Origin of the sequence: Nonomuraea fuscirosea, assembly GCF_003001935.1 — a bacterium.
Taxonomy (GTDB): Bacteria; Actinomycetota; Actinomycetes; order Streptosporangiales; family Streptosporangiaceae; genus Nonomuraea; species Nonomuraea fuscirosea.
The window spans coordinates 473,290-489,552 of record NZ_PVNG01000002.1 but is presented as its reverse complement, the minus strand read 5'-3'; the positions used below and the strand labels follow the sequence as shown (position 1 = coordinate 489,552).

At 70.6% G+C, this 16,263-nt stretch carries 14 protein-coding genes; 3 read left to right on the top strand and 11 right to left on the bottom strand.

The features are described 5' to 3' along the window. The 5 genes from gcl to sucC are packed head-to-tail and all read right to left on the bottom strand — an operon-like array spanning nucleotide 1 to nucleotide 5,367. Complete coding sequence (gcl, locus tag B0I32_RS05770) at nucleotides 1-1,722, bottom strand: glyoxylate carboligase (protein ID WP_106235612.1); 1,722 nt, start codon at nucleotides 1,720-1,722, stop codon at nucleotides 1-3. Next, nucleotides 1,719-2,579: an NAD(P)-dependent oxidoreductase gene (locus B0I32_RS05765; protein WP_106235610.1), complete on the bottom strand. Its 861-nt coding sequence runs from the start codon at nucleotides 2,577-2,579 to the stop codon at nucleotides 1,719-1,721. The genes gcl and B0I32_RS05765 overlap by 4 nt, the downstream gene beginning before the upstream one ends. Beyond that, complete coding sequence (locus B0I32_RS05760; RefSeq protein WP_245955621.1) at nucleotides 2,576-3,349, bottom strand: hydroxypyruvate isomerase family protein; 774 nt, start codon at nucleotides 3,347-3,349, stop codon at nucleotides 2,576-2,578. Before B0I32_RS05760 ends, B0I32_RS05765 begins: the two co-directional genes overlap by 4 nt. Next, nucleotides 3,346-4,233 (bottom strand): succinate--CoA ligase subunit alpha, encoded by an 888-nt coding sequence (gene sucD, locus B0I32_RS05755; protein ID WP_106235609.1) that lies wholly within the window; start codon nucleotides 4,231-4,233, stop codon nucleotides 3,346-3,348. Before sucD ends, B0I32_RS05760 begins: the two co-directional genes overlap by 4 nt. Continuing rightward, nucleotides 4,234-5,367 carry an ADP-forming succinate--CoA ligase subunit beta gene (gene sucC, locus B0I32_RS05750; RefSeq protein WP_106235607.1) on the bottom strand — a complete coding sequence of 378 codons (1,134 nt, stop codon included), beginning with the start codon at nucleotides 5,365-5,367 and terminating at the stop codon, nucleotides 4,234-4,236. Nucleotides 5,368-5,456: 89 nt separating this feature from the next. On the opposite strand from sucC, the gene B0I32_RS05745 reads away from it, so the two are divergent. The 3 genes from B0I32_RS05745 to B0I32_RS05735 all read left to right on the top strand — a co-directional run bounded on the left by B0I32_RS05745 (nucleotide 5,457) and on the right by B0I32_RS05735 (nucleotide 7,988). Then, nucleotides 5,457-6,713 carry an MFS transporter gene (locus tag B0I32_RS05745; RefSeq protein ID WP_146178055.1) on the top strand — a complete coding sequence of 419 codons (1,257 nt, stop codon included), beginning with the start codon at nucleotides 5,457-5,459 and terminating at the stop codon, nucleotides 6,711-6,713. 133 nt (nucleotides 6,714-6,846) lie between these two features. Beyond that, nucleotides 6,847-7,584, top strand: coding sequence for a GntR family transcriptional regulator (locus B0I32_RS05740; protein ID WP_106235603.1), 738 nt, complete (start codon nucleotides 6,847-6,849; stop codon nucleotides 7,582-7,584). A gap of 221 nt (nucleotides 7,585-7,805) precedes the next feature. Then, entirely contained in the window at nucleotides 7,806-7,988 is a 183-nt protein-coding gene (locus tag B0I32_RS05735) for a hypothetical protein (protein WP_146178054.1), read from the top strand. 114 nt (nucleotides 7,989-8,102) lie between these two features. Here the strand turns inward: B0I32_RS05735 and B0I32_RS05730 are convergent, their stop codons facing one another. The 6 genes from B0I32_RS05730 to B0I32_RS05705 form a co-directional block, all read right to left on the bottom strand. Next, nucleotides 8,103-9,080 carry a TerC family protein gene (locus B0I32_RS05730; RefSeq protein WP_106235599.1) on the bottom strand — a complete coding sequence of 326 codons (978 nt, stop codon included), beginning with the start codon at nucleotides 9,078-9,080 and terminating at the stop codon, nucleotides 8,103-8,105. A gap of 8 nt (nucleotides 9,081-9,088) precedes the next feature. Continuing rightward, on the bottom strand, nucleotides 9,089-9,526 hold the full coding sequence (locus B0I32_RS05725) for a hypothetical protein (protein WP_106235597.1): 438 nt from the start codon (nucleotides 9,524-9,526) through the stop codon (nucleotides 9,089-9,091). 65 nt (nucleotides 9,527-9,591) lie between these two features. After that, entirely contained in the window at nucleotides 9,592-10,998 is a 1,407-nt protein-coding gene (locus B0I32_RS05720) for an Nramp family divalent metal transporter (RefSeq protein WP_106235595.1), read from the bottom strand. Between the two features lie 163 nt (nucleotides 10,999-11,161). Further along, the gene (locus tag B0I32_RS05715) at nucleotides 11,162-13,285 is read right to left on the bottom strand and encodes an acetate--CoA ligase family protein (RefSeq protein WP_106235593.1); all 2,124 of its coding nucleotides are present in this window, start codon (nucleotides 13,283-13,285) and stop codon (nucleotides 11,162-11,164) included. 55 nt (nucleotides 13,286-13,340) lie between these two features. Next, the gene (gene frc / locus B0I32_RS05710) at nucleotides 13,341-14,564 is read right to left on the bottom strand and encodes a formyl-CoA transferase (protein ID WP_106235591.1); all 1,224 of its coding nucleotides are present in this window, start codon (nucleotides 14,562-14,564) and stop codon (nucleotides 13,341-13,343) included. 14 nt (nucleotides 14,565-14,578) lie between these two features. Beyond that, on the bottom strand, nucleotides 14,579-16,252 hold the full coding sequence (locus tag B0I32_RS05705) for a thiamine pyrophosphate-binding protein (RefSeq protein WP_106235589.1): 1,674 nt from the start codon (nucleotides 16,250-16,252) through the stop codon (nucleotides 14,579-14,581). Nucleotides 16,253-16,263: the final 11 nt, after the last annotated feature.

Genomic DNA, 16,263 nt, shown 5'->3' with positions numbered 1-16,263 from the left:
TCAGTCGGACCAGTCGGCGGTGATGAGCTCGGGCAGCGGCTCGAACTCCTTGATCGCCTCCAGCGAGGGGCCCATGGCGGCGTTCGCCTCGCGTTCCACCATCACCTCCACCAGCACCGGCAGCCGCTCGCGCGCCGCCTCCGCGCTCGCCCAGGCCAGCGCGCCGCGGATGTCGCCGGGCAGCTCGACCCGGCGGGCCGGGCAGCCGAACGCCTCCATGGCCTTGACGTGGTCGATCCCGCCCTCGCCGTAGTGCAGGTCCACGGCGTAGTTCATGTCGTACGGGATCTCCGCCTGCCTGATGAGCCCCAGGTACTCGTTGTTGATCATGACGATGACGAACGGAATCCGGTACTGCGCCGCCACCGCCACCTCCTCCATCAGGAACTGGAAGGAGTAGTCGCCGACCACCGCCACGACCTGCCGTTCCGGATGGGCCAGCTTGACCCCCATGGCGGCCGGCACCTCCCAGCCCAGCGGCCCCGCCTGCCCGCAGACCAGGTAGCGGCGCGGCAGGTACGTCGTCTGGAACTGGCCCGACCAGATCTGGTAGAGCCCGATGGCGGTGACGAACGTGGTGTCCCTGGGAAAGTAGTCGTTGATCTCCTTGAACACCCTGGGCGGCTTGATCGGCACGTCGTCGAAGTCGTCCCTGCGCCCCAGCGTGCCGCGCAGCTCCCCGACCTTGCGCACCCACTTGCCCGCCTGACGCGGCTCGCTCCTGCGCCGGGCCTCGTCGCGCAGCGCGGCCAGCACGGGCCTGGCGTGGCCGACGACGCCGAGGTCGGGCTGGAAGACCCGGCCGATCTGCAGAGGGTCGATGTCCACGTGCACGAACTTGCGCCCGCGCCGGTAGACGTCGAGGTCGCCGGTGTGCCGGTCGCCGAACCTGGCCCCCACGGCGAGGACCAGGTCGCTCTCCAGGAACGCGGCGTTGCCCCACCGCGTCTGCGTCTGGATGCCGGCCATCCCGGCGAACAACGGATGGTCCTCGGGGAAGGCGCCCTTGCCCATGAGCGTCACCTGCACCGGGATCTGCAGGTGCTCGGCCAGCGCGCGCAGCTCGTCGCACGCCTCGGCGCCGATCACGCCGCCGCCGGCCAGGATGATCGGCCGCCTGGCGCCCTCCAGCAGATCCATGGCCGCGGTGACCGCCCTGGGCAGCGGTTGCGGCACTTCGACGGGCAGCGGCGCGTCCACGTCGGGGTCGTACAGGCACAGGCCGCGCTGGACGTCGATCGGCAGGTCGATGAGCACGGGCCCTGGCCGTCCCGAGCGGGCCCGCCGAAACGCCTCCCTGAACACCCACGGCGCCTGCGCCGGCTCCTTGAGCTGCACCGCCCACTTGGTCACCGGCCGGGCGATCTCCACGATGTCGACCGCCTGGAACGCCTCCTGGTGCAGCTTGGAGGTCATGGCCTGCCCGGTGACGCAGATCATCGGGATGGAGTCGGCGAGCGCGGTGTAGAGGCCGGTGATCATGTTCGTGCCCGCGGGGCCCGAGGTGCCGATGCAGACGCCGACGTTCCCCGTGACCCTGGCCCAGCCGTCGGCCGCGTGGGTGCCGCCCTCCTCGTGCCGTACGGTTATGTGCCGGATCGAGCTGTTCTGGAGCGCGGCGTAGAGCGGCAGGATGGCCGCGCCGGGGATGCCGAAGACGGTGTCCACTCCCTCCGACTCCAGCACCGACACCACTGCCTCCATGCAGGGCACCTTCTTCATCCGTTCAGCCTTTCGATCACCTTGAGCAGGGCGGAGTGGTCGAGCGAGCCGTGGCCCTGGGCCCTGGCCGCGGCGACGAGCTGGGCGACCTGGCCGGTGAGCGGCAGGCTGACCCCGGCCTCGCGGGCGGCGGCGACGGCGATGCCCATGTCCTTGTGGTGCAGGTCGATGCGGAAGCCGGGGGCGAACTCCCGCCTGAGCATGGTGTGCCGCTTGAGGTCGAGGATGCGGGATCCGGCCAGGCCGCCGGCGAGCACGTCCAGGCCGGGCCCCGCGTCCACCCCCGACGATTCGAGCAGCACGATCGCCTCCGACACCAGGCCGTAGATGCCGCCCACGACGAGCTGGTTGGCCGCCTTGACGGTCTGGCCGGCGCCCGCGGGGCCGACGTGCACGACGGTGGTGCCGAGCCGGCCGAGGACGGGCGCGGCGGCCTCGACGTCCTCGGGCTCGCCGCCGACCATGATCGACAGGGTGCCGTCGATCGCGCCGCGCTCGCCGCCGCTCACGGGAGCGTCGAGGGCCCGTACGCCGGCCGCCTTCGCCCGCCGGGCGACCTGGCGGGAGGTCTCGGGCCTGATGGTGCTCATGTCGATGTAGAGCAGGTTCGGCTTCCCGTACTCGACGACGAGCGGGGCCACTTCCTCGACCTGGGGGGAGTCGGGGAGCATGGTGATCACCACGTCGGCGCCCGCGACCGCGTCGACGACGCCGGTGGCGGGCTTGCCGCCCAGCTCCGCGAGCTGTTCGACGCGGGCGGCGCTCACGTCGTAGCCGGTCACGACATATCCGGCTTTGAGGAGGTTGGCTGCCATCGGGCTGCCCATGATCCCCAAGCCGACGAACCCGATGTTCATTCCTGCCTCCAGTCGAACGCGTCCGGCCCCTCGTGCCGGTACTCCAGGCCGACGTGGCCGCGGTAGCCTGCCGCCTCCAGCCGGGCGAGGATCTCCGGGTACGGCATGTCCCCGGTCCCAGGACGTCCCCTCCCGGGGTCGTCGGCGATCTGCACGTGCCCGAAGCCCGCGCTGTGCCCGTCGATGAGCGCGAGCACGTCCTCGCCCATCCGGTGCAGGTGGTAGAGGTCGGCCAGGAAGGCCACGTTGGGCCGGTCCACCTGGTCGATCAGCTCGAACGCGGCCTGCGACGAGGTGATGGGATAGCGCGGGTTCTCGTAGGAGTTGAGGGCCTCGACCACCACGGTCGCGCCGATGTCCGCCGCGGCGTCGGCCGCCCGGCGCAGGTTCGCCACGGCCAGGTCCCTGTCGGTGCCGGGGTCGTTGCCGTACAGGGCGTTGAGCACGGTGCAGCCCAGCTCCCCCGCCAGCCGTACCGCGACGTCGATGTTGGCCTGGAAGCGGGCCGAGCCGTCCGGCCTGGCCAGCAGGCCGCGCTCGCCCGCCGCCATGTCCCCGGCGTCGAAGTTGAGCCCGGCGAGCCGCACGCCGGCGTCCTCGATCGCGCTCCTGAGCGCGGCCAGCTCGGCGCCGCCCGGATCGGGCGAGTCGAACGGCCACCACAGCTCGACCGCGTCGAACCCGGCCTTGGCCGCCGCCGCGGGACGTTCGAGCAGCGGCAGGCCGGTCAGCAGGATGGAGAGATTGACGTCGAAGCGCACCGCGGTCACGCCCCGGTCCCGCGGTTCAGCTCGGACCGCATCAGCCGCGCCGTCTCCGAGGGGGTGCGCCCGACGCGGACCCCGACCGCCTCCAGCGCCTCCTTCTTGGCCTGGGCGGTGCCGGACGAGCCGGACACGATCGCGCCCGCGTGGCCCATCGTCTTGCCCTCGGGCGCGGTGAAGCCGGCCACGTAGGCGACGACGGGTTTGGTCACGTTCGCGGCGATGTAGGCGGCGGCCCGCTCCTCGGCGTCGCCGCCGATCTCGCCGATCATCACGATGGCGTCGGTGCCGGGATCGTCCTGGAACGCCTGGAGGCAGTCGATGTGCGTGGTCCCGACGACGGGGTCGCCGCCGATGCCGACGGCGGTGGAGAAGCCGAGGTCGCGCAGCTCGTACATGAGCTGGTACGTCAGCGTCCCCGACTTCGAGACCAGTCCGATCCGCCCGGCCGAGGTGATGTCGGCGGGGATGATGCCGGCCGAGGACTGGCCGGGGCTGATCAGGCCGGGGCAGTTGGGGCCGATGATCCGGGTACGGCCGTTCGCCAGGGCGCGGAAGCGCACGGCGTCGTGCACGGGCACGCCCTCGGTGATCACCACGCAGAGCGGCACCTCGGCCTCGACCGCCTCCTGTACGGCCGCGGCGGTGAACCGCGGCGGCACGAAGATCACCGACACGTCGGCCCCGGTCTCCGCGACCGCCGCGGCGACCGAGCCGAACACCGGCACCGTCCGCTCGCCGAAGTCCACCGAGGAGCCGCCCTTGCCCGGCGTCACCCCGGCCACGATGTCGGTGCCGGCGGCGAGCATACGGGCGGTGTGCCGGGTGCCCTCCGCGCCGGTCATGCCCTGCACGAGCACCCGGCTGTCCTTGGTGAGAAAGATCGCCATTTACGCACCTGCCGCGAGTCGAGCCGCCGTCTCGGCGGCGCCGTCCATGGTGGAGACCTGGCGTACCGCCGGGTGCCGGGCGTCACTGAGGATGCGCCGGCCCACCTCGGCGTTGTTGCCGTCCAGCCGTACGACGATGGGCCTGCCGTGGCCGCGCTCGCCGAGGAGTTCGAGCGCGGTGACGATGCCGTTCGCCACCGCGTCGCACGCCGTGATGCCGCCGAAGACGTTGACCAGCACCGAGCGCACGTCGGGGTCGGCCAGGATGATCTCCAGCCCGTCGGCCATGACCTTGGCCGAGGCCCCGCCGCCGATGTCGAGGAAGTTGGCGGGGTCGGCGCCCGCGCCCGCGACCACGTCGAGCGTGCTCATGACCAGCCCGGCGCCGTTGCCGATGACGCCGACGGTGCCGTCCAGCTTGACGTAGTTGAGCCCCTTGGCCTTGGCCCGGTCCTCCAGGCTGTCGGTGCTCTCCTCGTAGTCCTCCCAGGAGTGCCGGAAGGCCGCGTTGTCGTCCAGGGTGACCTTGCCGTCGAGCGCCACGATCCGCTGGTCGGTGGTGCAGATCAAGGGGTTGACCTCGACCAGCAGCGCGTCCTCCTCGACCAGCACCCGCCACAGCTGCTCCAGCACCCCGGCCGCCTGCTCGGGGAGCCCGGCCTTGGCCGCCAGCAGCCTGGCGGTGTCGGCGTCCACGCCCGTCGCGGGGTCGATCGGCAGTCGCACGATGGCGTCGGGGTCGGTGGCGGCCAGTTCCTCGATCTCCATGCCGCCCTGGGCCGACACCATGGCCAGGAACGTGCCCTCCGCCCGGTCCACCAGGAAGGCGGCGTAGTACTCCTCGAACGGGACGGTCGCGGCCTCCACCAGCACGCGGCGCGCGATGTGCCCCTTGATGTCCATACCGATGACGCGGTCGGCCTCCGTCGCGGCCGCGGCCGGCCCCGCCGCCGGTCTGATCCCGCCCGCCTTGCCCCGTCCACCGGTCTTCACCTGGGCTTTGATGACCACGGGCGCGTCCAGCTCGGCCGCGATCTCGCCGGCCCGCGCCGGTGTGGTCGCGATCGCGCCGGCTGGTACGGGGATCCCGTGACGCCCGAAGAGCTCCTTCGCCTGGTACTCGTACAGGTCCATTCGAGCCTCCTTTGTAGACGGTATACCGTATGGAGTATCCTTCGTCTAGGGCCTCGACAGCGGTCGGTCGGCGGGATATTCCATACAGTATGGAGAATGCAATTAAGGACTGGCGGGGGCGTTCGTACTGCCCTGGACCCGTCCCGGCCGACCGCGCCCGCATGTTCCGGCTGGCCCTGGCCGCCATGGCGGTCATCGCGCCCCTGCAGTACGGCTACGCGGCCCTGCTCGCCCGAGACGCCGGCGGGCTGACCCTGCTGGCGGTGTGGATCGCCTGCCAGGCCGCCGGCGCCCTGCCCGCGCTGCACCTCGTCCGGCGTGGACGCCTGCGCGTCCGCGCGTGCCTGGCCGCGGGCGCGGCGCTGAGCGGCCTGGGCCTGGCCACGGCCGCCCTCACCGGCCCGGGACCGGTCGCGCTCATCGGGTACGCGCTGCTCGGCGGGCTCGGCGCGGGGCTGGTCTACGGGGTCTGCGGCGAGGTCGTCTCCTCCTGGTACCCCGAGCGCCCGGCCGCCCGGGTCGGCCTGATCACCGGCGCCTTCGGCTACGGAGCGGTGCCGCTGCTGCTCTGGACCGGGATCGCCCCCGGCGCCACGTCCGCCGCCTTCCTGGTCTCCGCCGTGCTCGCCGCGGCCGTCGTCGGCCTGGCCGCCCGTGAGCTGCGGCTGCCCCCGGCCCGCTGGTGGCCCGACGACGTCGATCCGCGCAGCCACGCCCTCGACGCCGCCCGGCTGCGCACCAGCCCCGAGGCGGTCAAGCAGTTCGGGCTGGCCCAGGCGGTGCGCACCCGTACGCTGCCGGCCCTGGCCCTGCTGCTGACGTGCGCGGGGGCGGTGTCGGTGTTCGACGTGATCGTGGTGGCCGGCACCGGCGCGTGGGGCGCGCTGGCCCTGCTCGTGGCGCTGAACGGCGCGGGCAGGTCGGTGGCGGTGCGGGCGTCGGAGCGGTTCGGCCGCCGCCGGGTGCTGGCCGCGGTCTTCGCCGCGCTCGCCCTCGGCCAGATCCTGCTGGCCGTGGCCGTGCAGAACACCGTTTCACCGCCGGCGTCCGCCGGAAACCCGCTGCTGTGGCTCGGCGCCGTCGCGGCGGGGCTCGGCGGTGGCGCGTTCTACCCCCTGCTGGCCAGCCTCGTCCGCGAGCTGTTCGGCACCGAGCGGGCCACGGAGATCCACGCGGTGGTCTACAGCGCCAAGGCCGTGGCCGGAGTCGTGGCCGCTGTCCTGGCCCTGGTCGCGCTGACCGCCCCCGGGACCGCCCTGCTGGCCGCCGCCGCGCTGGCGGCCCTGCCTGCCCTGGCCACGCCCCGACTGCGCATCCCCGGCCTGCCCGCCACCATCCCGCTCTGACGACATCCCCGCTGAATTCCCCCTAAAATCCCCCCGTTTTATCCCCTGTGATGAGTCTCACGACCATGGAGAACCCCTCCACGGTATGCTGTAGGCAGTCGACCAAAAACCTTAATGTCCTGGAGACGTGTCCATGTTGCTGTCGGATCAGGCCGGTCAGACGGCGGCCGCCAAGATTCCCCGCCCGACGACGCTCCGCGAGAGCGTCATCGAGGCTATCCAAGAGCTCATCGTCTCCGGGCAGCTCAAGCCGGGCCAGCATCTCGTCGAGAGTGAGCTGGCCGAGCTGCTCGGCGTCTCCAGGCAACCGGTCCGCGAGGCGTTGCAGCAGCTCAGCGGCGAGGGATGGGTCGATCTGCACCCGGGGCAGGGCGCGTTCGTGCACGTCCCGACGGTGGAGGAGGCCGACCAGCTGCTCGCCGTGCGCACGCTGCTGGAGACCGAGTCCGCCAGGCTCGCCGCGCAGCACGCGGGCGAGGAGGGCGTCAAGCGGCTGCGCGCGCTGTGCGCGCGCGGCATCGCCGCCGTGCAGTCCGACGACGTCGACGACGCGGTGGCGACCAACTCCGAGCTGCACGCCCTGGTCACGGACCTGTCGGGCAACCGGGTCCTGGCCGAGCTCGCCGCCCAGGTGGCCAGGCGGGTGCGGTGGTACCACACGCCGGTGGCCCGCCAGCGCGGCATGGCCTCGTGGGACGAGCACACCGAGCTGATCGACGCCATCGAGGCCGGTGACGAGCGCAAGGCCGCGAAGATCATGCGCGAGCACACCGAGCACACCCGGTCCTCCTACATGGAGCAGCGGGAGGGCGCGCCGGCCGAGCCGGCGCCCAAGCCCGTACGCAGGCGCCGACCGCGCCGCCTGGGCTGACCTCGTCACAGCTGGTCTCTTAGGCCGGTCCAGCCTGGGCTCACCGTGCCCGGGCCGGTCCCGCCAGGGGTTCGAGCTGCCCGTACGCACGCCGCCCTGAACCACGCCGTCAGGGGGTCGATCGGCCGCGTCCGGGTTTGACATGGCGTTCACGTAAGTCCACATGCTCCGAAACACCTCGGGTAGAGGGTGGAGCTGTAACCGATTGGAGGTGCATGACCATGAAAGCGTTCATCCGCTTTCTGCTCGGTGATCCCCTGGGCCGGTCCGCGGACGGCGGGACCATCGGCGCCGGTCTCAGCGCGGCGCTCAGGAAGCACTACTCCGCACAGGACGCGGAGCACTACCTGCGTCAGTGGAGCGCCGAGCGCCAGGACGTGCGCGACAACACCACGCGTCACTGAACACGGCGGCTGAACACGCCGCTGGGGCGTCGTCGCAACGCCGGCGACCACGGCATCGAGCCGCGGCAGGGGGGCGGCCACCCATGAGCAGCCACCGCCCCCGCGCGGCCCGCGTCAATCCACCTGCGCCGGCTCCACCTCCTTGGCCGCGGCCTTGGCGTCCCGAGCCGACTTGAGCAGGCTCAGCACGGTGGTCACGGCGAGGGTGCCGATGATGACCCCCAGAGACACCATGATCGGGATCTCCGGCGCCCACGACACACCGTCGTGGTGCAGCGCCTCCAGGATCAGCTTCACGCCGATGAAGGCCAGCACCACCGACAGTCCCTTGCTCAGGTAGACGAGCCGGTCAAGCAGCCCTCCGATCAGGAAGAACAGCTGCCGCAGCCCCATGAGGGCGAAGGCGTTGGCGGTGAAGACCAGGTAGGGCTCCTTGGTCAGCCCGAAGATGGCCGGGATGGAGTCCAGCGCGAACAGCAGGTCGGTGGTGCCGATGGCGATCATCACGATCAGCATCGGGGTGACCATCCTGCGCCCGTGGTGCACGGTGAGCCGGGCGCCGTGGTAGGTGTCCGTCGTCGGGAGCACCCGGCGCACGGTGCGCAGCGCGAGGTTCTCGGAGAACTCCGCCTCCTCGTCCTCGTGCCCGATCAGCTTCCACGCGGTGTAGACGAGGAAGGCGCCGAAGACGTAGAAGAGCCAGTCGAACCTGGTGACGGCCTCCGCGCCGGCCGCGATGAAGCCGCCGCGCAGCAGCAGGGCCAGGACGATGCCGATGAGCAGCACCTTCTGCCGGTACTCCCGGGGCACCCGGAACCTGCTCATGATCAGCAGGAAGACGAAGAGGTTGTCCACGCTGAGCGAGTACTCGGTGATCCACCCGGCGAAGAACTCCCCTCCGTGCGCCGGGCCGGACAGCAGGAGCAGGCCGACGCCGAAGGCGACGGCCAGCCCCACGTAGAAGGAGACCCAGGCCACGCACTCCTTGAAGCGGGGTTCGTGCGGATTGCGGGCCACGAGCCAGAAGTCGAACGCGAGCACGACGCAGAAGCCGCCGATCGTGGCCAGCCAGATCCACAGCGGCAGTTCCATCGCCGGCGTCATCTACGCGCCCCCTTCCGTGCGCTCTTGCGCTTCTCCACCACTCGGGCGAACCGCAGGTAGGTGCCGAGCAGGTCCTGGGCAAGCGGGTTGTCGCCGGCCCGGCGGACCAGCCAGTGCGGCATGAACCGCTCGTGCAGCCAGAGGAAGCCGATCGCGAAGCCGAGGGCGATCATCGCCTGGTAGGCCAGGAAGGCCGGCACCCCTTCGGCGAGACCGCCGGTCGGGGCCAGGATCTCCTGCGCCAGCCGGGACACCGGGAAGGCGGCCATCCAGTACAGGCCCACCGGCCCGAAGGTGCCGGGCCGGAAGACGCCGTGACCGAGCAGCATGCCGTACAGACCGCCGAAGAGGCCGAGCGGTACGGCGAGCGCCAGGGCAGCCAGCGCGGCCATACCGGTGGGCTGCCCCGCGAGCAGGGTCAGCCCACCGGCCATGGCACCGGCTACGGCTCCGATAGACGCCCCTGGCAGGGCGAGTTCGAGGCTGTGCCGTCCACCCATCAGCCCACGACCACGCCGTAGGCGAAGAGGCTGTAGAACAGCATCCCGAGATAGAACACCGCGCCGAACCCGATGATCACGTTGGTCCACCACTTGGGGCGGATCGGTTTCGGCAGCATGCGGTTGTTCACCAGCAGCAGGGTCACGCAGTACGCGCCCATGGCGAACGTGGACAGGAACGCCAGCGTGTCCAGGATCCCGCTCGGCCCGTCAGCCGGCCCGAACAACAGGATCAGGATGCCGAAGAGGATGACGCCCCACAGGAAGATCCCGTACAGCTTCGACATGCCCAGCTTCTTCGCCCCGGGGACGAAGTGGAAGGACATGTCGGCCTGGCCGCGGGAGAAGGAGTCGAACAGGCCCAGCGTGGCGTTCAGGCCGATCAGCGCGATGAACCCGAGGAACACGACCCCGAGAACCGAGCTGCCCGCCGACGAGACGGCGTCGGCCATCGCGGACAGCGCCACCTCCCGGTCGTCGCCCTGAATGGCCGTGCGCACGGCCGGGTTCTGCCGCACCGCCGACTGGGCGATCACCGTGAAGGAGATCGTGACCAGCATGGTGATGCCCCAGAACAGCAGCAGCGCGTCGAACGTGACCCAGCGCCGCCACCCCTTCCACTTCGCCATCTCGGCCGGGTCCGAGGTGTCGAACATGAACCCGCGCGAGGGCATCTCCTCTTCCTCGCCCGCGTGCCGCAGCCCGCGCACCTTCGGCAGGTGCACGCCCATGCCGGCGCCGGAGTCGCGCAGGTGCAGCGTGTACCACATCTGCTGCATGCCCGACGGACCGGCGAAGGCGCACGCCCCGACGATGACGGGGAACCAGGCGGCCGACATGGCCTCCGGCGGCAGATAACCGAAGGAGAACATGCCGCTGATCGTGGTGACCACGTCGCTCCACGAGCCGACCATGGCCGCGACCACGGCCGTGCCGAGCACGAGCGCGCCGATGAGCAGCGACAGCACGTTCTCGAGCAGGTTGTAGATCACCTTGGCCAGGGTGAAGACCACGCCGACGAGGACCAGCCCGGCGACCGCGGTCACCACCCAGGGTATGCCGGTGATCTCCTCGAACGCCGCCGCTCCCGCCGACAGGTGTCCCGGCCAGATGTAGACGGCGATCGCCACGATGAAGAAGAACCACATCAGCGGCTTGAACACCCTGGCCGCGCCGGAGAAGATGCTCTCCCCCGTGGCCATGGCGTACCGGGCCATCTCCAGCATCACCACGGCCTGCAGGGTGACGCCGATCAGGAACAGCCACCGGATCTCCGGCCCGAAGAGCAGGACCAGCCGGGGCCACATGTACGACTCGCCCATGCCCACGCCCAGGGCGACGAGGAACACCGTCGGCCCGAGAATGTGCACCGAGGGAGGCGCGTCGGGGAGCTTCCTGATGGGCATCGGCTCAAGCCGGCCCGCTTTCCATACTCGTTGATCCTCGACCGGCGGCGTGGCCGTCGCCGGTGGTGTGTTCGATGTGTCCACCTACGGACCTCCTGGGGGGTTGTTGCCTTCCTCGTGCGCCCCGAATAAGCCCCCTCGCCTGTGCTGCCGCGCTCGGCTCTTAGCGCAACAGCCCGGCTGCCCTGGCCCAGCGGTACTTCGCACCTAGGACCGCCACGGGCTTTTCCGTCGTGTACGGGTACGCGACCACGCCATGCTCGAACAGGTACTCGCTGGCCTCCTCAACCTCGGTGTCGCCGGCGAGCGATGCCACGACCGGCTTGGTGTTGCCCTTCGCCCGCTCCTCCGCGACGACTCTCGCGATGAGCTCGGCGAAGACCATCGGCGGCGTCACGATCGTGTGCCAGTAGCCCAGGACGAGCGCGTGGATGCGGTCGTCCTGAAGGCCGAGGCGGACCGTGTTCTCGTAGGTCGAGGGGGGTTCGCCGCCGGTGATGTCGATGGGGTTGCCCGCCGCGCCGAACGGCGGGATGTAGGCGCGGAAGGCCGCGTCCAGGTCGTCGGGGATGTCCATGAGGGTCAGCCCGGCGTCCACGATCGCGTCGGAGAGCAGCACGCCCGAGCCGCCCGCCCCGGTGATGATGACGACGTTCTCGCCCTTGGGCGCGGGCAGGATCGGCAGCGCGCGGGCGTATTCGAGCATGTCGTTGAGCCCCGGCGCGCGCACCACCCCGGCCTGGCGCAGGATGTCGTCGTAGACCTTGTCGTCGCCGGCCAGCGCGCCGGTGTGCGAGCCCGCGGCCCGCGCGCCCATCGCGGTGCGGCCGGCCTTGAGCACGATGACCGGCTTCTCCTTGACGACCCGGCGGGCGGCCTCGACGAAGCCGCGGCCGTCCTTGAGGTCCTCCAGGTGCATGGCCACGGCCTTGGTGTTGTCGTCCTGCTCGAAGAAGGTCAGCAGGTCGTCCTCGTCCACGTCGGCCTTGTTGCCGACGCCGACGATGGCCGAGACGCCCATCTTCGTGGTGCGGCTGAAGCCCAGGATGGCCATCCCGATGCCGCCGCTCTGCGAGGTCAGCGCCACGCTGCCGCGCACGTCGTACGGGGTGCAGAAGGTGGCGCAGAGGTTCTCCGGCGTGTAGTAGTAGCCGTAGATGTTCGGCCCGAGCATGCGCACGCCGTGCCTGCGCGCGATCTCGACGATCTCCTTCTGGCCCTCCACGTTCCCGGTCTCGGCGAACCCGGACGGGATCATCACGGCGCCCGCCACGCCCTTCCGGCCGACCTCCTCCAGGGCGGGGGCGACGAACTTGGCCGGGATGGCGAACACGGCCACGTCCACGTCCCCGGGCACGTCGGCGACGCTCTTGTACGCCTTCAGCCCCATGATCTCGTCGGCCTTGGGGTTGATCGGGTAGATCTGCCCCTGGTAGCCGCCGTTGATGAGGTTCTTCATGACCGAGTTACCGATCTTGCCGGTCTCGGCCGAGGCGCCGATCACGGCGACCGAGCGCGGTTTGAAGATCCGGTTCATCTGCCGCAGGATCTCCTCGCGCGACAGCCGGGCGACCTCGGGCTGCGGGGTGCCGATGATGACGCGCACGTCGGCGGCGACCGCGCCGTTCGCGTCGGCGAAGACGGGGTTGAGGTCCACCTCGACGATCTCGGGGATGTCGGTGACGAGCCGGCCGACGCGCTCGATCAGCGCCGCCAGCGCCTCGCGGTTGGCGGGCTCGGCCCCCCGGACCCCGCGGAGCACTTCGGCCGCTCTGATGTCGTCCAGCATCTTCAGTGCATCATCACCCGAAACCGGGGCAAGACGGAAGGTCACGTCCTTAAGTACCTCAACCAGGACACCGCCCAGGCCGAAGGCGATGACCTTGCCGAAGGTCGGGTCGGTGACCGCGCCCACGATGACCTCGTGGCCGCCGCCGACCAGCTGCTGCACCTGGATGCCGTCGATCTTCGCATCGGGGTCGTAGGCGCGGGCGTTGGTCAGGATCGTGTCGTAGCCGGCGCGTACCTCCTCGGCGGTCTTCAGTCCGACGAGCACGCCGCCGGCGTCCGTCTTGTGCAGGATGTCCGGCGAGACGATCTTCAGGACGACGGGGAACCCGATCTCCCCGGCCAGCCGGGCGGCCTCGTCGGCCGAGGTGGCCAGCCCCTCGCCGGGGGTGGCGATGCCGTACGCCTGGCAGAGCTCGCGGCCCTCGGGGGCCGTCAGGGCCGTACGCCCTTCGGCGAGCGCCTTCTCGATGACTTCCCTGGGCCCCACTGTGCTCATCGTCGCGCTCCCTGGTTACGCGGGCTGCCGCTGACGGGCCCTACTCGCCGCTCCACTAGATGACTCCGTTCGACTTGAGTTCCGCCAGCTCGTCCGCGCTCACGCCGAGCTCGCCGTAGATCTCCTGGTTGTGCTCGCCGAGCAGCGGCGGGGTGCGCACGTCCACCGGCGAGTCGGACAGCTGCAGGGGGCTGCCCACGGTGACGAACTCGCCGCGCTGCGGGTGCTCGACCGAGACGACGATGCCCTCCTCGCGCAGGCTCTGGTCCTCCACCAGCTCCTTGGTGGACAGGATCGGCCCGCAGGGGATGTTCTCGGCGTTGAGCCGGTCGAGCACCGTCCACTTGTCGTGCCGGATCGTCCACTCCTCGATGAGCTGGAACATCTTGTCCAGCTTCGACAGCCGCGCCTCCGGCGTCGCCCACTCGGGGTCGTCGGCCAGCTCCGGCCGGCCGATGATGGCCGAGACCGGCTTCCAGCCGACCGGCTGGACGATCACGTAGATGTAGTCGTTCGGGCCGCCGGGGGCGCAGCGCACCGCCCAGCCCGGCTGGCCGCCGCCGCTGGCGTTGCCGGAGCGCGGCACCTCGTCGCCGAACGTCTTGTTGGGGTACTCGCGCAGCGGGCCGTGCACCAGGCGCTGCTGGTCGCGCAGCTTGACGCGGCACAGGTTCAGCACGGCGTGCTGCATGGCCACCTGGACGCGCTGGCCGCGGCCGGTCTGGCCGCGCTGGTAGAGGGCGGCCAGGATGCCGGCCACCACGTGGATGCCGGTGCCCGAGTCACCGATCTGGGCGCCGGTGGCCAGCGGCGGGCCGTCCTCGAAGCCGGTGGTGCTCATCGAGCCGCCCATGGCCTGGGCGATCACCTCGTACGCCTTGAACTTGGCGTACTTGCCCTGGCCGAAGCCCTTGATCGAGGCGTAGATGAGGCGGGGGTTGAGCTCCTGCAGCCGCTCCCAGGAGAAGCCCATGCGGTCCACCGCGCCCGGGCCGAAGTTCTCCACCAGGATGTCGGCGTTCTTCACCAGCTCGGTGAAGATCTCCTTGCCGCGCTCGCTCTTCATGTTGAGGGTGATGCTGCGCTTGTTGCAGTTGAGCATCGTGAAGTAGAGGCTGTCGACGTCGGGCACGTCGCGCAGCTGCTGCCGGGTGATGTCGCCGGTCGGCGCCTCCAGCTTGACCACGTCGGCGCCCAGCCAGCCGAGCATCTGGGTGGCCGACGGGCCGGACTGGACATGGGTCATGTCGAGGACGCGGACACCTTCGAGAGCCTTCATCTCTAAGCTTTCCCCTACTTGTACATGGTCTGGTTCATGGTTCCGGGGGCGTACACCTCTGGGTCGACCCAGACGTTGATCAGTGAGGGCTTGCCCGACTGCCGAGCCCGCTCAAGGGCGGGGCGGATCTCGGCCGGGTCGCGCACCTCCTCGCCGTAGCCGCCGAGGAGCTTGGCGAACTCCCCGTAGCGGATGTCGCCGAGGGTGTTGCCGACGCGGGCGCGGTCCTCGCCGTACTTGGCGGCCTGGCCGTAGCGGATCTGGTTCATCGAGGAGTTGTTGCCGATGACCCCGATGAACGGCAGGTCGAAGCGGACCATGGTCTCGAAGTCCCAGCCGGTCAGGCTGAAGGCGCCGTCGCCGAACAGGCACAGCACCTCCTTGTCGCGGCGGGCCTGCTTGGCGGCCATCGCGAAGGCCATGCCGACGCCGAGCGTGCCCAGCGGGCCCGGGTCCATCCAGTGGCCCGGCGACTTCGGCTGCACGACCTGGCCGGAGAAGGTGACGATGTCGCCGCCGTCGCCGATGTAGATCGTGTCCTCGGTCAGGAACTCGTTGATCTCGTGCACGAGGCGGTACGGGTCGATGGGCTGAGCGTCGGAGAGCTGGCGGGGCAGGCGCTTCTCGTACGCCTTGGTCTCGACCGCGCGCAGCTCCTCCAGCCACTCCTTGCGGCGGGCGGCGCTGTTCTCGACGCGGCCGCTGGCGGCCTGGGCCGCCGCGGCGAGGATGAGGCCGGCGTCGCCGACGATCCCGAGGTCGATGTCGCGGTTCTTGCCGACGGTGCGGTAGTCGAGGTCGATCTGCACGACCTTGGCCGTCGGCGACAGGCGCTTGCCGTAGCCCATCCGGAAGTCGAACGGGGTGCCGACGATGATGATGAGGTCGGCCTCGGTGAAGGCGTACCTGCGGCTGAGCTGGAAGTGGTGCGGGTCGCCGGGCGGGAGCGTGCCGCGGCCGGAGCCGTTCATGTACGCGGGCACGTTCAGCGTCCTGACGAAGTCGATGGCCGCGTCCGTCGCCCGGCACGTCCAGACCTGGTTGCCGAGCAGGATGCACGGCTTCTCGGCGTGCGCGAGCAGGTCCGCCAGCCGCTCGATCGCCTCGGGGTCGCCCTGCTGGCGGGTGGAGGCCCGGTAGTGGCCGGCCTCGGGGATGCGCGCCTTCTCGATCGGGACCTTCGCGTCGAGCACGTCGCGCGGGATCTCCAGGAAGGACGGCCCGGGGGCGCCGTGGTAGCACTCGCGGAAGGCCATCGACACGATGTCGGCCACCCGTTCCGTGCTGGGCACCGTGGCCGCGAACTTGGTGATCGGGGTCATCATGTCGACGTGCGGCAGGTCCTGCAGCGAGCCCATCTTGTGCTGGCTCAGCGCCCCCTGACCGCCGATGAGCAACATCGGGCTCTCCGCCCTGAAGGCATTGGCCACGCCGGTGACGGCGTCGGTCGTGCCCGGCCCGGCGGTGACCACCGCGCAGCCGGGCTTGCCGGTGATGCGCGCGTAACCGTCCGCGGCGTGCGCGGCCACCTGCTCATGACGTACGTCGATGACCTCGATGCCCTCATCGACGCAGCCGTCGTAGATATCGATGATGTGGCCGCCGCAGAGCGTGTAGATCACTTCCACGCCCTCGGCCTTGAGTGCCTTGGCTACGAGATGACCACCGGAGATCGTTTCCGACATCATGCCACCCTTTC

Bases quoted from the DNA above. Each gene is read 5' to 3' on its own strand.
- B0I32_RS05720 (WP_106235595.1), bottom strand. From the start codon at position 10,998: ATGCCCATCAGGAAGCTCCCCGACGCGCCTCCCTCGGTGCACATTCTC.
- B0I32_RS05730 (WP_106235599.1), bottom strand. From the start codon at position 9,080: ATGGAACTGCCGCTGTGGATCTGGCTGGCCACGATCGGCGGCTTCTGC.
- B0I32_RS05735 (WP_146178054.1), top strand. From the start codon at position 7,806: ATGAAAGCGTTCATCCGCTTTCTGCTCGGTGATCCCCTGGGCCGGTCC.
- B0I32_RS05740 (WP_106235603.1), top strand. From the start codon at position 6,847: ATGTTGCTGTCGGATCAGGCCGGTCAGACGGCGGCCGCCAAGATTCCC.
- B0I32_RS05745 (WP_146178055.1), top strand. From the start codon at position 5,457: ATGGAGAATGCAATTAAGGACTGGCGGGGGCGTTCGTACTGCCCTGGA.
- gcl (WP_106235612.1), bottom strand. From the start codon at position 1,722: ATGAAGAAGGTGCCCTGCATGGAGGCAGTGGTGTCGGTGCTGGAGTCG.
- frc (WP_106235591.1), bottom strand. From the start codon at position 14,564: ATGAAGGCTCTCGAAGGTGTCCGCGTCCTCGACATGACCCATGTCCAG.
- B0I32_RS05705 (WP_106235589.1), bottom strand. From the start codon at position 16,252: ATGATGTCGGAAACGATCTCCGGTGGTCATCTCGTAGCCAAGGCACTC.
- sucD (WP_106235609.1), bottom strand. From the start codon at position 4,233: ATGGCGATCTTTCTCACCAAGGACAGCCGGGTGCTCGTGCAGGGCATG.
- B0I32_RS05725 (WP_106235597.1), bottom strand. From the start codon at position 9,526: ATGGCCGGTGGGCTGACCCTGCTCGCGGGGCAGCCCACCGGTATGGCC.
- B0I32_RS05715 (WP_106235593.1), bottom strand. From the start codon at position 13,285: ATGAGCACAGTGGGGCCCAGGGAAGTCATCGAGAAGGCGCTCGCCGAA.
- B0I32_RS05765 (WP_106235610.1), bottom strand. From the start codon at position 2,579: ATGAACATCGGGTTCGTCGGCTTGGGGATCATGGGCAGCCCGATGGCA.
- sucC (WP_106235607.1), bottom strand. From the start codon at position 5,367: ATGGACCTGTACGAGTACCAGGCGAAGGAGCTCTTCGGGCGTCACGGG.